This is a genomic window from Methanobrevibacter sp. AbM4 (genome assembly GCF_000404165.1).
Classification (GTDB): domain Archaea; phylum Methanobacteriota; class Methanobacteria; order Methanobacteriales; family Methanobacteriaceae; genus Methanarmilla; species Methanarmilla boviskoreani.
In genome coordinates this window covers 829,644-851,061 of record NC_021355.1, presented here as the reverse complement: position 1 = coordinate 851,061, position 21,418 = coordinate 829,644, and the positions used below count along the sequence as shown (strand labels likewise).

The following is a 21,418-nucleotide window of genomic DNA, read 5'->3' as shown; positions in this document are numbered from 1 at the left end:
ATTAAAAAAAATTCAAAAGTCAACTGAAAATTAAATAAAATAGAATAAACTAGAAAAAATCACTGATATACTTTCAAGACTTAAGAAATTAACTTATTAATAAATATATTTATTAATTTATTCAAATAATAATAACATAATGATAAAGATTACAGCAGGTTTAGGAAAAAACAGAAATATAATTAAAGCATCTGAAATTGTAAACCAAGATGACAATATTGAGGTCAATCTTGTAGAAAATGAAAGGGAATTAATTGATGCTATTAAAAATAAGGATGTTGATGCAGTTATAAGGGGATCCCTTGCTGCCTCTAATGTTATTAAAAGTTTAAAATCTGAGAATCCCTCCTTAAAAATTAACCGTGGAACATATATTCATTCTAAAGACCATGAATTTTTAATTCTACCTGTCGGCATTGATGAAGGTCAAAGTATTGAAGATAAGATTACACTTGTAGAACAGGGATGTGAATTTCTACTTAAAATCAACAAAGAACCAAAAATAGCAATACTCTCAGGTGGAAGAAGTGATGATTTTAATCGTACAAAAGAAATAGATAAAACCTTAAAAGAAAGCCAATTAATTGAGAAAAGGTTAAAATCTGAATTTTCAAAGGATGAAAGATTCAATAACACAACAATTAAAAATTATTATATTCTCATTGAAAAAGCAATTAAAGAGAATAATAATATTCTGTTAGCACCTAATGGAATTATTGGAAATTATATATTTAGAATTTTGGTTTTATTATGTAATTGGCCTAGTTATGGCGGTATAACCTTGGGAATAGATGATTTTTATATTGATACAAGTAGAGATCAGACAACAGAGGGATATGTAAGGATTCTTAAATTTGCAGCTCGGCTTGCGGAAAATAAAAAAGAAAACTAATATCTTAATCTACTTCCTTTTTTTTAAAAAAAAATATTTTTTAAAACTAAACATTTAATTTATAAATCAGTAGTTAACTATATTATAAAATAAATAAATAAATATATTATTATAATATAAATTTATGAAAATTTGATATATTTTTTGGGGAATTAAAATATTTATTCAAATTTAAAAAGAGAAAAAAAGGGATAAAATGGTGGCTCAATTTTTTTATAGAATATACGAATGGTATATTATGAAACACTTAGACCCTAATAAAATGCCCAAGCATATTGCTATTATAATGGATGGCAATCGTAGATATAGTAAAATTCAGGGAAATATGGATGTAATCAAAGGGCATGAAAAAGGAGTAGATACATTAGAAAAAGTGTTAGACTGGACTATCGATTTAGGCATTAAAATTATTACCGTTTATGCTTTTTCTACTGAGAATTTTAATAGATCAAAACATGAAGTAGACGGATTAATGGATTTATTTGTTAAAAACTTTAAAAGATTAACTACTAATGAAAAAATACATAGAAATCATGTGAAAGTTCAAGTTGTTGGCAGAACCGACCTTTTACCGGATGATGTTAAAGATGCAATAAAGGAAGCTGAGGAATCAACCAAGGATTATAAAGACAGATTATTTAACTTAGCAATTGGATATGACGGCAGACTTGAGATTGTCGATGCTGTTAAAAAAGTGTATAAAGAAATTGAAGAAGGTAAACTATCTATCGATGATGTTAATGAAGAGATAATTGGTAAAAACCTTTATACAGGAGGACTTGAGGATCCTAATTTAATAATCCGTACTAGTGGTGAGGAAAGATTAAGTGGTTTCTTACTATGGCAATCATCATATTCCGAATTATATTTCTGTGACAGTTTATGGCCGGAATTTAGAAAAACTGATTTTTTAAGAGCAATTAGAGATTACCAAGCAAGAGACAGACGTTTTGGTACCTAAATTCCTTTTATTTTTTTATTATAAAGATTTATTTTATTTAAATCTTAACACTATTTTTTTAAAAATTATTTTTATAAGTGACTTCCATGATTGATACACATTGCCATATAGATTTTGAAGAGTATGATAAAGACCGAAAGGATGTTATTGATAGAGCCCAAAATGTATTAGATTCCATTGTTGACTCTGGAATTAATAAAGCAACAGGTCTAAAAATTTTAGAATTAGCTAAAAAATATCCTGATTTTATATATCCTAGTTTAGGATTTTCACCAGTATCATCCCATGAAAAAACTAAAGAGGAGATTAAGGAATTTCAGGAATTTTTAATAGACAATATTAATAACTGTGTTGCTATTGGTGAAGTTGGAATGGATTACTATTTTGTAAGGGACAAAGCCTCACGTCAAAAACAGAGGGAAAACTTCATATCTTTTGTAGAAATTGCAGATGAATACAAAAAACCTTTACTTCTACATGTAAGGGACTGTGATAAAAAAGGATTAAACATTGTTAATGAATACGATAATATTCCATATGTAGTATTCCATTGTTTTAGTGGTAGTTTAAAAACCGCAAAAAGAATAATGGAACATGACAATTATTTTATGTCATTTTCAACTATGGTTTGTTATTCAAAACATCATCAGGATTTAGCAGCAAAAATACCTGTTGAATATATGTTAACAGAAACAGATAGTCCGTTTTTAGGACTTACTAAAGAAGAGAGAAATGAACCTGCATATGTTTTAAGAGGTGCTAAAAAAATAGCTGAAATACAAAATATCGACCTGGAAGAAGTCGATAAAATAACAACTAACAATGCAAAAAAAGTATTTAACATTTAATTTAAAAAAACGATTATAAAAACCCTTTTAAAATAAAAAACATCTAAAAAAATAAAAAAATTAACTATTATAAAAACCCTTTAAAAATAAAAAATAAGAATCTTATAAAAAGAAGATAATCTTTTTATCTAGATATCACCATTATGAATCTTCTTTTCAACAAGATCCACTACTTTTTTAAATAGCTCTTCTTCATCGGAAACATTTAAATTCTGAGACATTACCTCTTGATAAGAAGATAAAACTAAATTTGTAGCTTTCTGTGAATCATATCCATTTTCAGATAATAATGTAAATAATCTTTCTTCTTCTGGAGATAATTCAATATCTTCAGGATTTACATTGTTTAAATCCACATTGTTTAAATCAAATTGATCATTATCACCAAAATCACCAAAATCTGATTCTTCCTCAGTTTCATCAGAATTATCACTGGATACAGGGTTTCCTTGATAATCTAATTGATTAGGATTTAATTCTAAACATTTATCCAAAGCCTCCTGAGCTTTAGCTTTAGAGTCAATTTGGTTTAGGAAGTTATATCTATCATACCATAGATCAGACTCTTCTGGGAATTTTTTAAGGGCCTTCTGATTAATACCAATTGCCCTATTCATGTCTCCACCGGATGCAACCGCAAATGAATATTGCCTCCATACTTCAAAGTCATCATTATCTAAATCCAAAGCTGTTTTAAATGAATTTTCCGCCTCTTTAAAATCACCTAAATTAAGATAAACAAATCCTTTAAAAGTTAATGCATCGGTATTATCCGGATATAATTCAATTACATTATCAATAGTAGTTAATGCCTCATCAAATTTTGTAAGATTGAATAATATGGCAGACTTTAAAAGAAGTGCATCCATGTTTTTATCATCAATTTTTAAAGCTTCATCAATAAAATCTAATGATTCTTCAAATCTTGAAAATTGTGCTGCACCATTTGCTTTATAGAGATTACGTTCCACTTCATCATCAGTATTTGCATCAACCTCTTCATAGATTTCTTTAAGCATGTTATTTATTGTTTCCTCATCCATAGGCTCTTGATGGTCATGGGCATGGTCGTGTTCATGAAGTTCGGGATGCTCACATTCATAATCATCATCACTGTTTGGACCATGGTGTTCATCATAATGTTCACATTCGTCATCATGATGATGGTGATGATGGTCATGGTCACATTCACTATGGTCGTGTTCCTCAACCTCATCATCAAATTCCGGAACAATACCTGTTTTTAAATCTTCAGGACCTAAACCTGTAAATTCTTTAATTCCATCAATTACTTCAGGTCTTTCCTCAACAAGTTCATCCACATAATTATTTATATCCTCAGTCCTATTTTGAAGATGATAAATAGATATCTTAAGGAGGTATCCCTCCTCAACATTTGGATCAAGTTCTATGATTTTTTCTGCATACTCTAATGCATCTTCAAATTTTTCCATATGGGTTAAAATATAAGATTTAATAGATAATGCTTCCAAATTCTCAGAATCGTCTTTAAGCAATATATCTACACATTCCTCTCCCTTTTCTAAATCATCTGTTGCAAGATATAAATCAATCATTGGTGGAATGATTTTCTCCAAATCATATTCCTCTTCAAACAATTCTTCAAATAATTTTAAAGCTTCATCGATTTGGTGATTTTCATAATTGTCATATGCTTTTTCAAATTTTTCATCTAGACTAGACATAATATTGCCTCCATTACTCATATAATCAAATAAAAATTAAAAATTAAAAGATAATAATTGATTTGTTAAGATTAAAATTGTATTTGATATAATATTATATTTATGATTAATAAACTTATTTAATAAAATTTTAAAAAAAGTTAGAAATTAAAAAAATAGCTCATTAAAATATTAAATATAATATTATATTTATAACTAATAAACTTATTCAATAAAATTTTAAAAACAGTTAGAAATTATAGAAGTCCTATTAAAATTTAAAAAAATATAAGGATAGTTATCTAATTAAAAAAACTATCTAATGTTACTTCTTTAGTTCTAGTTTTATAATCAATATGTTCATCATTTGAATCTTCTTCAGCTTCAGCATCATAATCCAGATTATCTACATTTTCCTCATCATCAAAATGTTTATCCTCAGAATCTATATCGAAAATATCATTATCATCAGAACTTTCGCTATCACTGTCCTCCAAGTGTTTAGGACCACTTACAATAAAGTTATCCAATGATTGGTTCTGATTATCCTCAAGTTCTGTAATTGGCACATTATCCTTATCATCATCCATATCTGATAAGATAATAGTTGAACTTAAACCATAATCTTCCGGAAGGTCTGGCTCTTGATTATTTATTTTATTGTTTAATTGATTAATTGTAGATTCATCGGCATCGTTGTTTATTAAATAATAACGTCTGTCATATAACAAATCGAGATTATCTGGAAACAAATCTAATGCATTACTATTTATCTCTAATGCCTTATCATAGTCTGATATTGCATCAAACTCATCAGCATACAATTGCCAAATATCCATATCCTCAGGATTGATTGAAGTTGCTTTGTTAAATATTATCTCAGATTCATCATATTTTTTAAGTGAACATAAAAGGGAAACTTTTAATTTTAAAGCATCATAACAATCAGGATCTTTATCTAAAATCATATTAACAATTTTTAAAGATTCTTCATCATTTTTAAGTTCATGCAAATATCTGGCTTTTAAAAACAGGATTTTTTTATCACTTTTAATTTTTAAAGCATTGTCTAAATAAACTATAGCCTCTTCATATTTTTCAATATCTGCAAAAACCTTGGATTTTTCAATATTTAAATCAAATTCATCATCATACTCTTCTTCCAATTCCTTAAAAATGTAATAGATCTTATTTTTCAATTTCAAATCGGTTTGTAAATTTAAGACATAATCATCAATATTTTCATTTGAATAATCTTTATTATCCCGAGTATTATTTTCAACAGTCTCCTCACTACCTGAAGAGTTTTGATTAAAAATATTATCTAGATTAGGCATAAATACAATACTCCAAATTATTAATGATTAAATTAAACTACAATTTATTAATATTATAATATTTATCATATAAAGTATTTTCTTATGTTTTAAAAAAAGCATATTAAATTTCTTTAGTTCATCTTAATCTATTTAAAAAAAAACTTAATAGAAATTCTCTCTAAAATATCAAAGAAAGAATCAAGTCTAATAATACAAGTAAGTTTTAAAAAAAAAGAGGTAAATTCTATCCAGACAGATAATGTTATTATTAAATTTATCTTCAATAGGGTTAGCAACTATTAAACCAAAGAAATAAAATCTTTTAATCTTTTATTTTTTTAATCTTTTAATAATATCAACTACCACTTTTCAAGAATAAGAATAAGAATAAAAATAATAGGATTAAACTAAAAAAAATCGTCTAAGGTTGAATTTTTAAAATTGGAACCCTTTTTATAGCTTTTATCAAAGGATTCTCTTAAATTCTGTTTTTCAATCTTATCAACTTTAGTTTCAAAATAGTGATAATCCTTCCATAAAGATTTATTATCCTGGAATTTGGATATAGCATCATAGTTAATTTGTAATGCCCTTAAATAGTCACCAGTTATTGCAACGGACATATAATAGAAACGCCATAAAGTAACATCATTATCATGATCATTCAATAATTGTTTAAAGATAATCTGTGCCCTATTATACTGTTTAGTATAGATATATATTAATCCCTTAAGTAGTAAACTGGATACATTTCTCCTATTTAACTCGAGAATTGAATCGACAGTGGTTAAAGCCTTATCAAAATCTCCAACATTAATATAGATTAATGCTTTAAAAAGTAATGCCTCTATATTGTTTGGATAAAATTCCAATGCCCAGCTAATATATTCTAATGATTTTGGAAAATTGCCCTCATCGAAATATTTCTGTGAATTCTTAAGCAATGCATTAAATTCCTTATTATCTGTTTCATTTTTATCAGAAATTAAAAAATTATAGAGGGTTAAATCCTCACTATCCCTTGTAATCTCAAGATATTTCCTATTAAAAAACTCTTTAATTCTATCATCGGACGTTTCAATTTGGCTTTCAACACCATTATAGAAATCCTGTAAATTGGAATTATTATTATCCAATTTCTTCTGATTACCATCAAAATAATTAATATTCTTATATATTTCAGGTTTATCCTTTTTTAAGAAGTTAATAATTCTTTCCCTTTCAGAATTTCTTCCCAATACCTCAAGAAGGGATAATTTAAATGAATATGCAATCTGGGATTCTGAATCTATTTCAATCATCTTATTACATATTGTTAAAGCTTCTGAAAATTCCTTGTTTTTAAATAAAATACAAACTTTAGCAGATAAAACATCAACACTTATAGGATTTTCCTCCAAATATAAATCAATATATTTCTCAGCATTATCAAAATCATAGTTTTCAAAATATAACCATACTAATTTCTCTAAAACCTCTTTTTTTCTAAAATCTTTATCCAATAATTCCAGATAAATATTTACAGCTTTATCTATCTTTCCCTTCTTTAACAATGAATTAGCGTGATGGTATTTTTCTAATAAAATTTCCATAAAACTTTACCTTCTAAAAATGTGTTTATTTAAAATTTGTCAAATGTTTAATACTTTAATCAGATACCTCATCATTTTCCATATCATTTTTAATATTTTCAAGATTAGCTTTTAAAATATCGCTATCAGGTATTGATTCTAATGCATGCTCATTTTCTTCAATTGCCTTATCCAAATTATCATTCAATACAAGTGAGTAAATATATAATACCCATAAATCAAGATTCTCATCATTTATATTTAAAGCTTTTTTAAAAGATCTGGAAGCATTATTATAATTTCCAAGACTAGCTTGTATTATAGCCCGTATAGATAAAATCTCAAATGAACTGTTATCAATATCCAAAAGATTATTTATTATATTAAACGCATCTTTCTCATCATTTAAATTGAATAATATTACTGATTTAAAAATAAGTAAATTTTTATTCTTTTCACAGTATACACTATCTTTATTTAAGTCCATATCCTCATTTATACACTCATCATCATCAAAATTAACTGTAATCTGATGATTAACCTCATCTAATGCGCCTTCATAGTCATCATCAACCATTAAATCAAGAATTTCCTGAAGATTAGGATTTTTGCAGGCAAGGTTTTCAAGAATTGTGATAAATAAATTCTGTCTATATTCCACAAAAGGATTCTTGATATCCTCATATAAAAAGGAAAAATCATTTACAATTTCTTTAGACATTTTATTTATCTTAGCCTCAGACATATTATCAAATTCCCTTAAAGTAATATCATCACCTTGTTCCTTAAGAAAACCTAAAACAATCATCAAACGTGTAAAAGTACGTGGACTGAAGTTTTTTAAATCTCTAAAGAAAACCCTTTTTTCCTCTTCCATATTCAAAGCATTCAATATCTTATATTTAAATGTATAAGCATTTAAATCCAAAGGTGAAATATGTATAACTCTATCAATTGCCTCCAAAGCCTCATCAAAACGTTTGAGATTAATCAAAGCCACGGTTTTTGAGAACAAAACATTTATATTATTCGGATTTATATCCAAATAGATATTAGCATATTTAATAGCTTGATTATAATCAAAAATTTTAATATAAGTTGAAACTAAATTGTTAATAACAGTTATATTATTTGGATTCTCATTATAAAGCTTTTTATAAATATCCAAAGCAGAATGGAATTCCATATTAGAATAAAACTCTTTTGCTTTACTTAACTCTTCCTCGAAATCAGACATAATATCCCCATGATAGGTTTATTATATTTTTATAATTATTCAATAATATACTTTTAAAATTTAAAATTTTATTTATATAAAATTTTTAAGAAGTTTAAAAATTAAAAATTTTACTTCAAACGAAGTTTTTCTAAAAACGAATAAATGGAAATATCTTAATAGAATACTCAAATAAAAAACGTTTATAGAATATTTATTTTTATTTCCAAGAAACATCCGAGATAAATAATGTATTTTAATTTTTAAATAAAATAAAATAGTATAATATTTATTTAATAGGTAAAATAAAATATTTTACATGAATACCATATTCTCCTTGTTAAATGAATCCATATCTATTTTTTCAAGTTCATCTAAGATTTTTTCATGATCCTCTTTTAAATCTTCATTATCTGGAAATAGCTTTAATGCCTTTTCATTTATTTCTAAAACTTTATCAAATTTATTAGAATAAATCATTGAATATGCATAATATCTCCAGAATTCCACAATGGAATCATCTAAATCAATTGCCTTTTTAAATGATCTTTGAGCATTATTATAGTTTTTTAAATCAAGCTGAACAATTCCTCTCATACCCCATACAGACGAATCGGTTTTAGTTAAAGCTAGAACTTTATTAACATTTTCTAAAGCATCATCATAGTTATTCAAATTAACTAAAATAGCTGACTTAAATAATAAGGAAGGAATATTATTAGGATATTTATATAGAATCTCATCCAAAGCTGAAAGTCCCATATCCAAATTATTATTTGTTATATCACTTGAAACCATGTTTAAAATAGATTTAATCTCATCATTTTCATCATCATATCGAATCAAATCATATAAGAATGAATTAACCTCATTATTACTCAATTTTAAATCATTATTTGAAAAATGATTAATAGGATTGTCCTCTTCATTAAACATTGCATTACAAATAGTTTCCAATTGGCTGAAGGTATCCTTATCATTATTTTTAATATTTTCAATTAATTGAGTTCCTTCATCTACCTGATTTAATGATTCATATATAGATAGTTTCATTAAATAAGCCTGTACATTTGTTGGATCTAAGTCCAACATTTTATCCGTTAAATCAAGACCGTCATTATACTTTTTGATATTTATTAAACAGGAACATTTAATAGACAATATCTGTAAATCATCAGGATTAATCTGAAGATATAAATCACAGTGTTTTCCAGCATTTCTAAAATCCTGTTTTTGAAGGTAAATATTAATCATATTATATAATACATCTGTTTTTTCATAATCCTTATCATATAAATCCTGAAATATTTTTAAAGATTCGTCTAATTTACCTTCAGTTAATAAATCATTAGCTTTATTGAAATCTTCTTTTAAATCTACCATATTTGCCCTACCTTTAATATAATTTATCTAAAATAAAAATTGAAAAAATACAAATTTAAAAAATTTATTACCTTATTAGAATAAGTTTATAATTAAATAAATAATTTTACCATCAATATTGAAACATGAAAATAAATAAAAAAAATTATAGAAGTAATTTAGATTAAAATCCATCAAATCATTACGATAATATTCAAAAAGAGTAATTAAAGTATTTTATAAAAAAATAAATGAAATGAAATGACATTAAACAGTTAAATCAGATTTAACTAGTTTTAACAGTGAATTTATTGAAGATTATATTTACCAAATTATCAAAATAATCATAATCAATATAGTCCTGAGGACTTAGATTAATATCTTCACCTATAGCATCCTTTTTAGAGTTAAAATCAATATCTAATACTTTATCATCTTTTAAATCATTATTATCTTTATCAAAGTTTTTAATTATTAATGATCTATCAGACCATAGTTGAGAATCATCTGGAAATATCTCCAAAGCTTTATGATTTAATTTGATAGCCAAATCCATGTTGCCAATATACATTACTGATAGATAATACATCCTCCATAAAGATTTTTCCTTATTATCTATTGATAAAGCCACATTAAATGATTGTAATGCATTAAACATATCCTCCAGATAAATATGGTTAAATGCCTTAAAAACCCATCCAAAGTAATTATATTTATCAATAATCAAAGCCATATTTGCATATCTTAGGCTATCCTCATATTTCCCCCGATAGAAAAGAATTGCAGATTTTAAAAGTATAATATAAATGTTTTTAGGAGCGATCTTATCTGCCTCAGATAGATAAGCGTATGCATTCAGATATTTTTTATATTGAAATAGAACCGTGGCTTTAAATATAATCCTCTTTAAATCATCTTTAATATTGAAGTTACAATCATCAAAGATTGTTTTGATCTTAAATATCTCCTCAAATTCCTCTGAGTTTTCATCCAGATTTTCAAGTAAATTTTGAAGGTTTTTTTCATATTCATGTATATAGTCATCTATCTTTTGATTGTTCCCGTCAAGTACTTCAAGATTATTATCCTTAGATAGTATATTCAACAGATTATTCTTATCTTCTTTATTTAATATCGTATCATCAAATAGGAATAGATTAATTATGTCATTCATATTTATATTAATTTCCTTACCCTCTTTTGAAAATATTGGAGTATTGTCTCCAGACTTAATGAATGCAGATTTTAAAAAGTCAAAGAAAATTTGATTTAAATCCAAATCATCAAAATCCAAATCAAAATCATCCTCCCCGACATCATCTAAATCATCAAAGAAATTACTTTCAAAAATATAATCTCCATCATTATATGGTTTACCTTCAAGAACAAAACTGATTAAATCATCATTTAACTTATCATTTTCACCTGCCAAATATTGGTCAATTATATTGGGATATTCCCTGGCTACAGTATCAGCAACAATCTTTGCCTGTTTAAAATTCTCATCATACATATAAATGTCAAACTTATCTAAAAGTAGATCCAGATCATTTGGAAATATCTTTAAAGCATTATTACACTCTTTAATAGCTTTACGTAAATGTCCTGAGAATACACAACTGGATATAAATTCTCTCCATACAAATATATCTGAACAGTCAATTGATAATGCTTTTTGAAAGGCTTTCATTGCCTTTTCATCCTCATCATCAACATATAAAATCTGGGCTTTAAATTTCCATGCCTCATAATTTAAGTTATCAATACGAGTGACTTTTGAGAATAATTTTAAAGAATCATCAAAATGACCCAAATTATATAATGAGAATGCTTTTAGGTTTAAGACATAAACATCCTTTGATTTTATGGCCAAAGCATTATCCAAATATTTTAAAGCCGGTTTAAAATATTCAAATTTGATTAAAAACTGAGCCTTATTAACATTTAAACTAAATTCATTTATGTTTAGACTGTTAAAGATTGAGAAAGATATATTTAAAAAATTTTTAATCTCCTCATCCGAAATATCCAAATCAGTATATTCCTCAAAATATTTAACAAGACCAACAAAGTCTCCTTGATATAAATAAGAAAAAATAATATAAGGTAAAATCTGAGTTTTATCACAATCTTCATTATAAAGATTAATAAATTGATTTAGAGCCTTACCATATTCTCCATCTTCATATGATTTCTTTGCCTCTTCAAGATTCTCATTAAAATTTAACATAAATATTGTCCTTAATAAAAATTGATTTTTATAAATAGAAATATAACTAATTTACTTAAAAAAAGTTTCTAAATTAATCTGGAAAAAATATATAGGATATATGTTTAAATTAAAAACAGACAATTATAAAATCTTATTTTATTAAGTTATAAAAATAAAATTCCCTTAAATCAATGAAAAAAAAATAAAATCTAAAAGATAAATAGAAAAGAGTTAAATATTAAATTTTTAAAAAAAAATTAATTATTCTTTAAACAAGTCAGGATTAATCTCTTCAATTCTTTTTAAGCAATCCTTAGCATTACCCCGATCACCAATGCTATCAAACAATTGAAATCTATCATACCATAAGATTTCATTATCTGGAAATATTTTTAATCCGTCATTATTAACTTCAAGGGCCTTATTTAGATTTCCTGAATATGCGATTGCAAAGTAATATTGTCTCCATATTTCAGGATCTTTATTATTAACTGATAATGCTTGTTTAAAATAGCCAATAGCCTCTTTAACATTGTCCATTTCAAGGGAAATATAACCTAAATATTTTAGTCCAACATAGTTTCTTTCATTAATATTAATTATTTTATTGAATAATTTTAAAGAGTTTTCCATATCCCCATTATCAAAAAGAAGTATGGCTTTAAGTTGAACAGGATAAATATCCTCTGGATTTAATTTTATAGCTTTATCTAAACATTTAATTGCATCATCAAAATGTTTAAATTGAATAAGAACAACTGCCTTGTTTATATATAAATAATATTGATTCTTAGATAGTTTTGGAAGTTCAACTAAAATATTTTCAAGTAATGCATCAACACTTTTTCTGTCCATCGGTTTTAAAGTAGCATACTTATTTAAATAGTAAATAACATTTTCAAAATCCTGTTTATATAAATAAGAATTTATTAAATTTGGAAATACCTTTAAGGGATTATAATCCCTTTGAAGCAATTGTTTATATAATCTAATAGCTGCATCATATTCGCTTTTATTATATAAATCATTTGCCCTGTCAAAATCAGCATCTAAAAATAATTGATTATAATGTTGAACTGTTGTATCATAATCTTCCATTATATAGAAATCATTAGGATTTTTAAAAAACTTTTCCATTCTTGGCATAAACATTCCTCAAGAAACACTGATTAAAATTTTTACAAACAATATTTAATAAAAATAGTATTTATAGATAATGATTAATTTTATATATGAATCATTTACCACTTGATGAAAAGTTAAAGAAATAATCTAAAGTAGATGGCATATTTCTATGTATCCTGAATTTTCTACCTTTTAGTCTATTTTTATTATATGTTTCTTTATAAACCATAGTTTTATTCTCATCATGATTTGGTTCCTTATCATCAATATCCCTGACATAATGAGATTTATTGTCCTTATAATCACGATTTTCCTGATTTTCATTATTATAACCAGAATCACCATCCTCTACATTACCCCCATAACCAACAGAATCATCAACACCCAAGTCAGAATCATCATCATTTATATCATCATACTCAATATAATCCCCATCTACCCCATTACTCTCATAATCACCATAATTAGAATCAGAACCACTATCTTCTATATTATCACCATAATCAAGAGAATCACCATCATTTGAATTATCATTTTCCATATCATAGAAATCTAAAGTTTTATTCTCATTATCTTCATCTATTAAATTTCCGTCATCATCAAAATCGAAGATTTCATCTAAATCAACATCATCTTTATCTGAACAATTTCCATTATCCAAACCAGTAAAATCGTCACCAAGCAATGGCACATCAAGATCATCAACATCTAAAATGTTTAATTCCTTATCATTAAACAAATTATCCTCATCATTTTCACTGACTAAATCATGATTAACTTCATCATTAACATAAGAATCATCGTTTTCGTTTAATATCTCATCTATCTCATCATCGGAAATCTCATTAAATACATTATCCTTGTTTATTGAAGGATCATTATCATCAAATAAATGATATTCATCCCCATCATCATCCTTAAAATCCTCCATTTCATAATCAGAATACATTTGTTTATCTATAGAATTTATAAAATTATTTAATAAAGCATCTGATTTAGAATTATCCTCCTTATCATTTTGAGCTTTAATTAAATTTTCATTATCAATATTTTTATTGTGGTTAGTTTTTATAAAACTAATATCCGTATCAATGGAATTGTCCTCTTTATTGGATTTGATGTGATTTTCATTTTTAGATTTTGATAGATTATTTGCTGTGGTGAATAATAAATTCTCTTCTTTGATTCCCTCTTTTTTAAGTTCCTCTTCAGTGGTTTTGTAATCTTCATTAGATTTTATACTATTTCCACCAGCTAAACCATTGCCTTGATTATATTCTTTCTTATTATCCCCATCACCAGTTTCAATATTATATGCGGTTATAAAACCTAAACTTTTCTTGGTGAAACTATCCTCCACTTTAGGGGTGTTTCTGTTTTTAGTTTCGTTTGAAAATTTATTGTTTTGAATATTTTGCTTAATTTGAAAAGAGTCGTTACTATAAGAATTGTTTAAAGGATTATCCCTATAAGCATCATATAATAATTCTTCCTCATCCCCATCATATAATGCACCATCCTCAAGAATTCCTAAATCAAAATCACCTAATTCTTCAATTTCATCAAAACGACCTAACATTTTAAGGGCAGAAACTTTAATAGAAATAGCTGAGTCATTGTCCTCATCTAATTCTAATATGTGATTTGCAACATCTAAAGCTTCTTCAAACTTATAGTTTTTAAGAAGAATTGAAGCCTTCATAAACAAAATCTCAATATCTTCAGGATTATCACTCAGATAAAGATTAATATAATCCAATGTTGATGAGAGATCATGGTTGATTAATGATATTCTAATCATATATGGTAGGATTAAATCAAGTTCATAGTCTTCAAGAAGTAACTGTTTAAAAATATCTAAAGAACTTATAAATTGATGATTTTCAAAAAGTGAGGATGCTAGCTGAAAAGCTTCATCTAATTTATCCTTATCATTTGACATCTTAATCCCTCTCAATCCTATACAAATTTACCAAGTTTCATAATTTAACTAATAAATAATAATCATCCTATAAACTACCAAATCCATCATCATTTAACAAGAAATCAATAATGTTTGTAATTTTAATTCCTTTAATATTCTTTGTATGAGTTTTATCAAAACAGATAATGACCTTTTCATAATTATCCTTTATTGATTCCAAATCTTTTAATTTCTTGTTTAATAGATCATCATCATTTAAATTCTTAACGATTTGATAATAAACCTTCCTATCTGGCCTTACTCCCAGAAAATCTATTTTATGACTATTATATTTCACCATATTAACCTTATAATCACGTCTTAAAAGTTCAAAATAGACCAAATTTTCAAGAACACCCTGGGAATGCTCATCTTCAAAACCAATCAGAGTATTTCTAATACCCAAATCCACAATATAATGTTTTTCCAATGTTCTAAGATATGCATTACATTTAAGATTATACCTTTTTAGGGAATACAATAAATAGGAATTATCGAAATGTTTTAGATAATCAAGTACTGTAGTTGGTGTTGTTTTAACACCTTCAGTTTTAAAATAATCAGCTATTTTTTTAGAGGACATATTTTCTCCCTGATTAATTATTGCAAAATTAAATATTTCTTCAAGCAGTAAAGTGTTTTTAATCTTGTTTTTTGAAAGCAAATCCTTAACAACTATTGTCGAATATATTCCCTTTAGAATATTATTAAAGATCAAATCTGATTTTTTATGTTCAAATATTACAGGCAATCCCCCATAATGAAGATAATCATTAAACTTATCATCTATTGATTGAGTATCACCCCAATATTTCTTATCGAACTGAAGATATTCCCTAAATGATAACGGCAATATATTTATTTCAATTACAGGTTCATTTAAGAATTTGCGAATATCAGCCTCTTCAATATCCATATCCAATCCACATATATAAAAATCAATTGAATCAGGATATTCTATAGCTAAAGAATTTACAGCACGCCACCAATCCTTTATTTTTGATACATTATCAATGAACAAATAGTTCATTGAATCATCATTAATCCTACTACTTACATATTCATAGAGCTTTTCATAATCCCTTAAATTAGAATATTTTATTAAATCCATATTCAAGAAGATTATATCCTCACTTTTAATTCCATCTTCCTTCAATTTATCCACATAAGATGATAACACACATGATTTTCCTACACGACGAACACCAGTTAAAACCTTAACTGTTTTAGTATTCCTAACATCATCCAAGGACTGTATATATAAATCTCGTTTTATCATCTTAAAACCCAATTTTAAAATTTAATTATAAAGTTTCTCCAATATTTTTTATAATGATTATACTATTTATACTTTTATAAAAGAATAAAATTAAAAAATAATAAAATTTTACTTTATAAAAAATAAATTACTAATAAAAAAATATTATTATTATATAAAATAATTTTAAAAAATCATTATTAGAAGGCAATAAATGGAATAAAGCAATTAAAACAAATAATTCAATAGTTTAGATACAATAAAAATATAAAATATTTAAAAAAAATAATTATTACACCTAAATAATTAAAAACAGAACAAGACATCAATAAAAATTGATTTAATTCTTCTAAGGATCAATGGACAGAGAAAACAAGAAAAAATAACCCCTAAAGTATAATATAATATATAAAAATGGTATAAATATAATGACAAATAGCCAAAATTACTTTAAAGTCAATAAAGAAACAAAACAAGATAAAATTAAATGAAATTATAGCATACAACAACTAAAACAACAAAATAGAATTAAAATATACAAAAAACCAGAAAAAACAATTAAAACAACAACAAAATAAAATTAGAAAATACAAAAAACTACTAAAAATAGATAAAGAGACACTTAATTAGATCAATGAAAATTATGAATAAAAACTAATAAAAAAATAAAAATAATTATCTACAACAGCCAAAGAAGAAGTTTTTAACTTTTAATAATGCTTTTTTAAATTTTGATTTATTTGAACCATCATCAACTTCCACTTTTTTCTGACAACATGCTGGTCTTACATGATCCTCCATATAAATTCCTCCTTCTAAATAAATGATTGATTAAAGTAATTTTTATGCTTTTAATTTTTCTTTAATCAATTTTTTAATGTCTACAATAAATTTAAATTCCTCTACATCATAATCTAATGAATTTGAATATCCGCAATTAGGACATACCACATAGTTACACTCTTCACATCCACAACATGAAGACTCATCACAGTCATCCTTTACTTCCTTAGGATCAAATTCATATCCACACATCCTACATTCCACATTAAACACCTCCAAGAGATTTTTATTAAAAACTTAATGATTATAATAATATACAATATAACTCAAGATAAAGGAAGCTTATTTTTTTAATGTCACAACTTATATTACTTCCTATTATCTTGAGAGTCTAATTCTTCTTTCTCTTCCTTAGGTATTTTAATACCTTTTAAGCAAGATCTTGATTTCATTTCATCACCTCTAAAATAAAAAAATAAAGAAATCATAAAGATTTCTTAATTTACTAATGGAATCCTAAAAGTAATCCGACATGGAATACTAAGAAGGACACAATAAATGCTGTAAATAATGTTACACATACCATTATTAACGGCCATTTCCATCCATTAGATTCTTGTTTAATTGTTCCGATAGTTGCAAAACATGGAATGTATAATAATACAAATACCATAAATGCATAAGCGGTTAATGGAGTGAATATTGTAGCAAGTGCAGCAGTACTACCACCTAATACAGAGGTTAATGTAGCGACTACAACTTCTTTAGCAACCATACCAAAGAGTAATGCTACAGCTGCTTGCCAGTGACCAAATCCTAATGGACTGAATATTGGTGCAATTACAGTTCCTATTTGACCAATTAAACTTCCTTGAGATCCATAGTCTACACCTGCAGGGAAGTAACTTAAAACCCATACAATAATAGCTGCTGCTAAAATAATAGTACCAGCCTTTCTTACGAATCCCCAGGTTTTTTCACCTGTGTGCATAAGTACTCCTCTAAGTGTAGGTAATTTATATGATGGAAGTTCCATTACAAATGGAGTACTTACTCCTTTAAATAATGATTTTTTAAGTATTGCAGCTACAATAATTGCAACTATTACACCAAGTAAATAAAGTGAAAATATTACATTACCTTGGTTTGATGCAAAGAATATTCCAACGAACATTAAATATACTGGAAGTCTTGCTGTACAAGACATAAATGGTATAAGCATCATGGAAACTAAACGATCTTCCTCATGTTCCATAGTACGTGTTGCCATGATTCCTGGAACTCCACAACCAAAACCAAGAATCATTGGGATAAATGCCTTTCCATGAAGACCTAAAACCTTATGCATGACCCTATCCATTACAAAAGCAGCTCTTGCAAGATAGCCACTATCTTCTAAGAAACTAAGTAATAAGAAAAGCAATATAATTTGAGGTACAAATGATAAAACACTTCCTACTCCTCCTATAACACCATCTACTAAAAGTGATGATATCATGTTTTCACCCATACCGGCAATAACAGCATCACCTAATGCTGAAAAACCTGCATCTAATAAATCTTGGAAAGGGGCACCAATGGTAAATGTTACCTGGAAAACAACCCACATGATAATTAAAAAGATAGGTATACCTAAAATCCTGTTTGTAACAACTTTATCAATTTTTTCAGATAATGTTAATTGACGGTTTTCAGGTAATTTAACACATTCATTTATTAATCCATCAATATAAGCGTAACGAGCATCCGCAATAACCTCTTCTGCAGAAACTCCATAAATATCTTTAAGGTGATCTTTGACCTTCCTAACTTCTAAAAATATTGGATTTGACATTGAGGATTGTTGAACCTTATCCATTACAATCTCATCATCCTCAAGTAATTTGATTGCTGTCCAGAATGCGGAAACATCTAAAAGATTTTTATCTTTTGAGATTACATCAACCAAGTCCTGAAGATGTTCTTTTAACTCATTACCATAAACAAGTTTATCCTTACTATTAATAGGATGACTTTTTAAATCTTCTATCATTTTAAGAAGATCTTTATGTCCAACATCACTATTTGCTTCAATTTCAATAACCGGAACACCTAATAATTCAGATAATTTATCAACATCAACAGTAATTCCATTTTTACGGGCAATTTTGTTCATGTTTAAACAAACACCCATATTAGCATTAAGTTCCATCATTTGAACAGTTAAATATAAGTTACGTTCAAGGTTTGCGGCATCTACAATATTTATAATTGCGTCAGATTCTTCATCAACTATAAAATCTCTGGATACGATTTCTTCAATGGAATGAGCACTTAATGCATAGTTACCAGGTAAATCAATAACTTCAAATCTTTTGTTATCCTCTTCAAAGTGACCTACTGCTTGTTCAACAGTTTTACCTGGCCAATTACCTACATGTTGATGGAGTCCAGTTAAATTATTGAACAATGTAGTTTTTCCTACATTAGGATTTCCTGCAAGTCCAATTTTAATATTCTCCATACACAGTCTCCTTTAATTTAAAATAATTTAAATGAAAAAACTAAATCAATTATTCTACTATTTCAACCTCTATATTTTTAGCCTCTTCTTTTCTAAGACAGACAGAATATCCTTTTACCTTATATTCATAAGGATCACCTAATGGTGCAATCTTTTCAAGAGTAATCTCGGAACCTCTAACAAATCCCATACCCATTAAATGTCTTTTAAGTTCTGTATCTCCGTCTTCGTTATATGAAACTAATTTACCTGATTCACCAGTTTTTAATTGATCTAATGTTTTTATCATTTAAATCTCTCCAAATCTTATTAAAAAATATTATAAAATCTAAATTAAAATCAAAAATAATATTTTAAATGATTTAAGCTCATTAATTTTAATTTAAATTGAAAATTTAATTTGCAATAAATTAAATCTAAAAAGTTTAGAATATTTAGTCTTACCTAAACTTCTTGTATAATAATTACGTTTAACTCATATATAAATGTTTAGGTATGCCTAAAACTTACCATTATTTTAATATTTTTAGGAATATATCAAAAAAATTATATAGAATAGCATTAAAAAAGAAAATGATTGAATAAAAATTCAATCCAACCAGAATATTACTTAAAAAATATAAAAAAATTAAAATCCAGATAAAATAGGTAGAAAGGAAAAAATATTCAAATAATTATAACTTAAATAATTTATTTTTAAATAAAAATCCAGAAAATAAGATTAAATATTAAATTATGACCTTAATTTAAAAACAAGAAAACTTAATTTAAAAATAATTTCATATTCAAAAGAAATAGTAAATAATTATAATATATAATATATATTATTATAGTAAATCTAATTTTTATAAAAAAAAAATAATTTTAAGGATGATTAAATGAAACCTTACGTAATACTTAATGCAGCAATGACCCTAGATGGGAAAATAGCCACAAAAACAGGATCTTCTGAAATATCAGGTAATGAAGATAAAATAAGAGTTCACGAATTAAGACGTGATGTTGATGGAATCATGGTAGGCATTGGTACCGTTTTATCAGATAATCCTAAACTTACTGTAAGAAGAGTCAAAGCAAGAAAAGAAGATAATCCTATACGAATCATTGTAGACAGTCGTGGAAGAACTCCTATTGATTGTAGGACAATTAATGATATGGCTCCAAGTATTATTGCAGTTAGTAGAGATTTTGAAAATACAGAAAAGGTAAAAGAACTTAGCAAAAAAGCAGAAATATATGCATCAGGAACTGAACATGTGAACCTTAAAGAATTAATGAATTACCTATATGAGAAAGGAATTAAAACATTAATGTTGGAAGGAGGTTCTACACTTAATTTTTCAATGCTAAAAGAAGGTTTAATTGACGAGGTAAAAATCTGTATTGCGCCAATGATAGTTGGAGGTAAAAACTCAAAAACATTATTTGATGGTGAAGGTTTCGATTATATGAAAGATTCAACAAAATTAGAACTTAAAAAGGGTTATAAATTAGGAAAGGATCTTATTCTAGAATATAAAGTTAAACACAGTGATTAAACTATTTTAAAAAAAATCCATAATAAATTTAACCTATTTAAAAAAAAATAAAAAAAAGAATATACACCCTCCAATTTATATAAAATAATTAGAAAGATTACAAATTAACTTTTAAATTAAACATGGATCATATCAATATAATAAACATATTTAAAAAACCTACTATTTTTTAAAAAAATATG

At 26.1% G+C, this 21,418-nt stretch carries 17 protein-coding genes; 4 read left to right on the top strand and 13 right to left on the bottom strand.

Features of this window, described 5'->3' with window-relative positions; translation table 11 throughout:
• Nucleotides 1–139 precede the first annotated feature (139 nt).
• The 3 genes from mtxX to ABM4_RS03365 all read left to right on the top strand — a co-directional run bounded on the left by mtxX (nucleotide 140) and on the right by ABM4_RS03365 (nucleotide 2,701).
• Entirely contained in the window at nucleotides 140–892 is a 753-nt protein-coding gene (gene mtxX, locus ABM4_RS03375; protein WP_016358273.1) for a methanogenesis marker protein Mmp4/MtxX, read from the top strand.
• Between the two features lie 196 nt (nucleotides 893–1,088).
• A complete protein-coding gene (gene uppS / locus ABM4_RS03370) occupies nucleotides 1,089–1,853 on the top strand; it encodes a polyprenyl diphosphate synthase (RefSeq protein ID WP_016358272.1) in 765 nt (254 codons plus the stop codon).
• 86 nt (nucleotides 1,854–1,939) lie between these two features.
• Complete coding sequence (locus tag ABM4_RS03365; RefSeq protein WP_016358271.1) at nucleotides 1,940–2,701, top strand: TatD family hydrolase; 762 nt, start codon at nucleotides 1,940–1,942, stop codon at nucleotides 2,699–2,701.
• Nucleotides 2,702–2,829: 128 nt separating this feature from the next.
• On the opposite strand, the gene ABM4_RS03360 is transcribed toward ABM4_RS03365, so the two are convergent.
• From ABM4_RS03360 to ABM4_RS03305, 13 genes are all read right to left on the bottom strand, one after another.
• Nucleotides 2,830–4,407, bottom strand: coding sequence for a tetratricopeptide repeat protein (locus tag ABM4_RS03360; RefSeq protein ID WP_016358270.1), 1,578 nt, complete (start codon nucleotides 4,405–4,407; stop codon nucleotides 2,830–2,832).
• A gap of 281 nt (nucleotides 4,408–4,688) precedes the next feature.
• Entirely contained in the window at nucleotides 4,689–5,723 is a 1,035-nt protein-coding gene (locus ABM4_RS03355; protein WP_016358269.1) for a lipopolysaccharide assembly protein LapB, read from the bottom strand.
• Nucleotides 5,724–6,112: 389 nt separating this feature from the next.
• Nucleotides 6,113–7,297: a tetratricopeptide repeat protein gene (locus ABM4_RS03350; protein WP_016358268.1), complete on the bottom strand. Its 1,185-nt coding sequence runs from the start codon at nucleotides 7,295–7,297 to the stop codon at nucleotides 6,113–6,115.
• A 55-nt stretch (nucleotides 7,298–7,352) separates the two neighbouring features.
• On the bottom strand, nucleotides 7,353–8,513 hold the full coding sequence (locus tag ABM4_RS03345) for a hypothetical protein (RefSeq protein ID WP_016358267.1): 1,161 nt from the start codon (nucleotides 8,511–8,513) through the stop codon (nucleotides 7,353–7,355).
• A gap of 294 nt (nucleotides 8,514–8,807) precedes the next feature.
• Nucleotides 8,808–9,875 (bottom strand): tetratricopeptide repeat protein, encoded by a 1,068-nt coding sequence (locus ABM4_RS03340; RefSeq protein ID WP_016358266.1) that lies wholly within the window; start codon nucleotides 9,873–9,875, stop codon nucleotides 8,808–8,810.
• A 265-nt stretch (nucleotides 9,876–10,140) separates the two neighbouring features.
• The gene (locus ABM4_RS03335; protein WP_016358265.1) at nucleotides 10,141–12,084 is read right to left on the bottom strand and encodes a hypothetical protein; all 1,944 of its coding nucleotides are present in this window, start codon (nucleotides 12,082–12,084) and stop codon (nucleotides 10,141–10,143) included.
• 243 nt (nucleotides 12,085–12,327) lie between these two features.
• A complete protein-coding gene (locus tag ABM4_RS03330) occupies nucleotides 12,328–13,212 on the bottom strand; it encodes a tetratricopeptide repeat protein (RefSeq protein WP_016358264.1) in 885 nt (294 codons plus the stop codon).
• Between the two features lie 91 nt (nucleotides 13,213–13,303).
• Entirely contained in the window at nucleotides 13,304–15,133 is a 1,830-nt protein-coding gene (locus ABM4_RS03325) for a hypothetical protein (RefSeq protein ID WP_016358263.1), read from the bottom strand.
• A gap of 67 nt (nucleotides 15,134–15,200) precedes the next feature.
• Nucleotides 15,201–16,433 carry an ATP-binding protein gene (locus ABM4_RS03320; protein ID WP_016358262.1) on the bottom strand — a complete coding sequence of 411 codons (1,233 nt, stop codon included), beginning with the start codon at nucleotides 16,431–16,433 and terminating at the stop codon, nucleotides 15,201–15,203.
• Between the two features lie 654 nt (nucleotides 16,434–17,087).
• Nucleotides 17,088–17,213, bottom strand: a complete 126-nt coding sequence (locus ABM4_RS09150; protein ID WP_016358261.1) for a hypothetical protein — start codon at nucleotides 17,211–17,213, stop codon at nucleotides 17,088–17,090.
• Nucleotides 17,214–17,255: 42 nt separating this feature from the next.
• Nucleotides 17,256–17,459, bottom strand: coding sequence for a hypothetical protein (locus ABM4_RS03315; RefSeq protein ID WP_048200816.1), 204 nt, complete (start codon nucleotides 17,457–17,459; stop codon nucleotides 17,256–17,258).
• A gap of 241 nt (nucleotides 17,460–17,700) precedes the next feature.
• On the bottom strand, nucleotides 17,701–19,698 hold the full coding sequence (feoB, locus tag ABM4_RS03310; RefSeq protein ID WP_016358259.1) for a ferrous iron transport protein B: 1,998 nt from the start codon (nucleotides 19,696–19,698) through the stop codon (nucleotides 17,701–17,703).
• A 49-nt stretch (nucleotides 19,699–19,747) separates the two neighbouring features.
• Nucleotides 19,748–19,987: a FeoA family protein gene (locus tag ABM4_RS03305; protein ID WP_016358258.1), complete on the bottom strand. Its 240-nt coding sequence runs from the start codon at nucleotides 19,985–19,987 to the stop codon at nucleotides 19,748–19,750.
• Nucleotides 19,988–20,576: 589 nt separating this feature from the next.
• Between ABM4_RS03305 and ABM4_RS03300 the strand changes: the two genes are divergently transcribed.
• A complete protein-coding gene (locus ABM4_RS03300) occupies nucleotides 20,577–21,236 on the top strand; it encodes a 2,5-diamino-6-(ribosylamino)-4(3H)-pyrimidinone 5'-phosphate reductase (protein ID WP_016358257.1) in 660 nt (219 codons plus the stop codon).
• The last annotated feature ends 182 nt before the right edge of the window (nucleotides 21,237–21,418 follow it).

Bases quoted from the DNA above. Each gene is read 5' to 3' on its own strand.
- mtxX (WP_016358273.1), top strand. From the start codon at position 140: ATGATAAAGATTACAGCAGGTTTAGGAAAAAACAGAAATATAATTAAA.
- uppS (WP_016358272.1), top strand. From the start codon at position 1,089: ATGGTGGCTCAATTTTTTTATAGAATATACGAATGGTATATTATGAAA.
- ABM4_RS03365 (WP_016358271.1), top strand. From the start codon at position 1,940: ATGATTGATACACATTGCCATATAGATTTTGAAGAGTATGATAAAGAC.
- ABM4_RS03360 (WP_016358270.1), bottom strand. From the start codon at position 4,407: ATGTCTAGTCTAGATGAAAAATTTGAAAAAGCATATGACAATTATGAA.
- ABM4_RS03355 (WP_016358269.1), bottom strand. From the start codon at position 5,723: ATGCCTAATCTAGATAATATTTTTAATCAAAACTCTTCAGGTAGTGAG.
- ABM4_RS03350 (WP_016358268.1), bottom strand. From the start codon at position 7,297: ATGGAAATTTTATTAGAAAAATACCATCACGCTAATTCATTGTTAAAG.
- ABM4_RS03345 (WP_016358267.1), bottom strand. From the start codon at position 8,513: ATGTCTGATTTCGAGGAAGAGTTAAGTAAAGCAAAAGAGTTTTATTCT.
- ABM4_RS03340 (WP_016358266.1), bottom strand. From the start codon at position 9,875: ATGGTAGATTTAAAAGAAGATTTCAATAAAGCTAATGATTTATTAACT.
- ABM4_RS03335 (WP_016358265.1), bottom strand. From the start codon at position 12,084: ATGTTAAATTTTAATGAGAATCTTGAAGAGGCAAAGAAATCATATGAA.
- ABM4_RS03330 (WP_016358264.1), bottom strand. From the start codon at position 13,212: ATGCCAAGAATGGAAAAGTTTTTTAAAAATCCTAATGATTTCTATATA.
- ABM4_RS03325 (WP_016358263.1), bottom strand. From the start codon at position 15,133: ATGTCAAATGATAAGGATAAATTAGATGAAGCTTTTCAGCTAGCATCC.
- ABM4_RS03320 (WP_016358262.1), bottom strand. From the start codon at position 16,433: ATGATAAAACGAGATTTATATATACAGTCCTTGGATGATGTTAGGAAT.
- ABM4_RS09150 (WP_016358261.1), bottom strand. From the start codon at position 17,213: ATGGAGGATCATGTAAGACCAGCATGTTGTCAGAAAAAAGTGGAAGTT.
- feoB (WP_016358259.1), bottom strand. From the start codon at position 19,698: ATGGAGAATATTAAAATTGGACTTGCAGGAAATCCTAATGTAGGAAAA.
- ABM4_RS03305 (WP_016358258.1), bottom strand. From the start codon at position 19,987: ATGATAAAAACATTAGATCAATTAAAAACTGGTGAATCAGGTAAATTA.
- ABM4_RS03300 (WP_016358257.1), top strand. From the start codon at position 20,577: ATGAAACCTTACGTAATACTTAATGCAGCAATGACCCTAGATGGGAAA.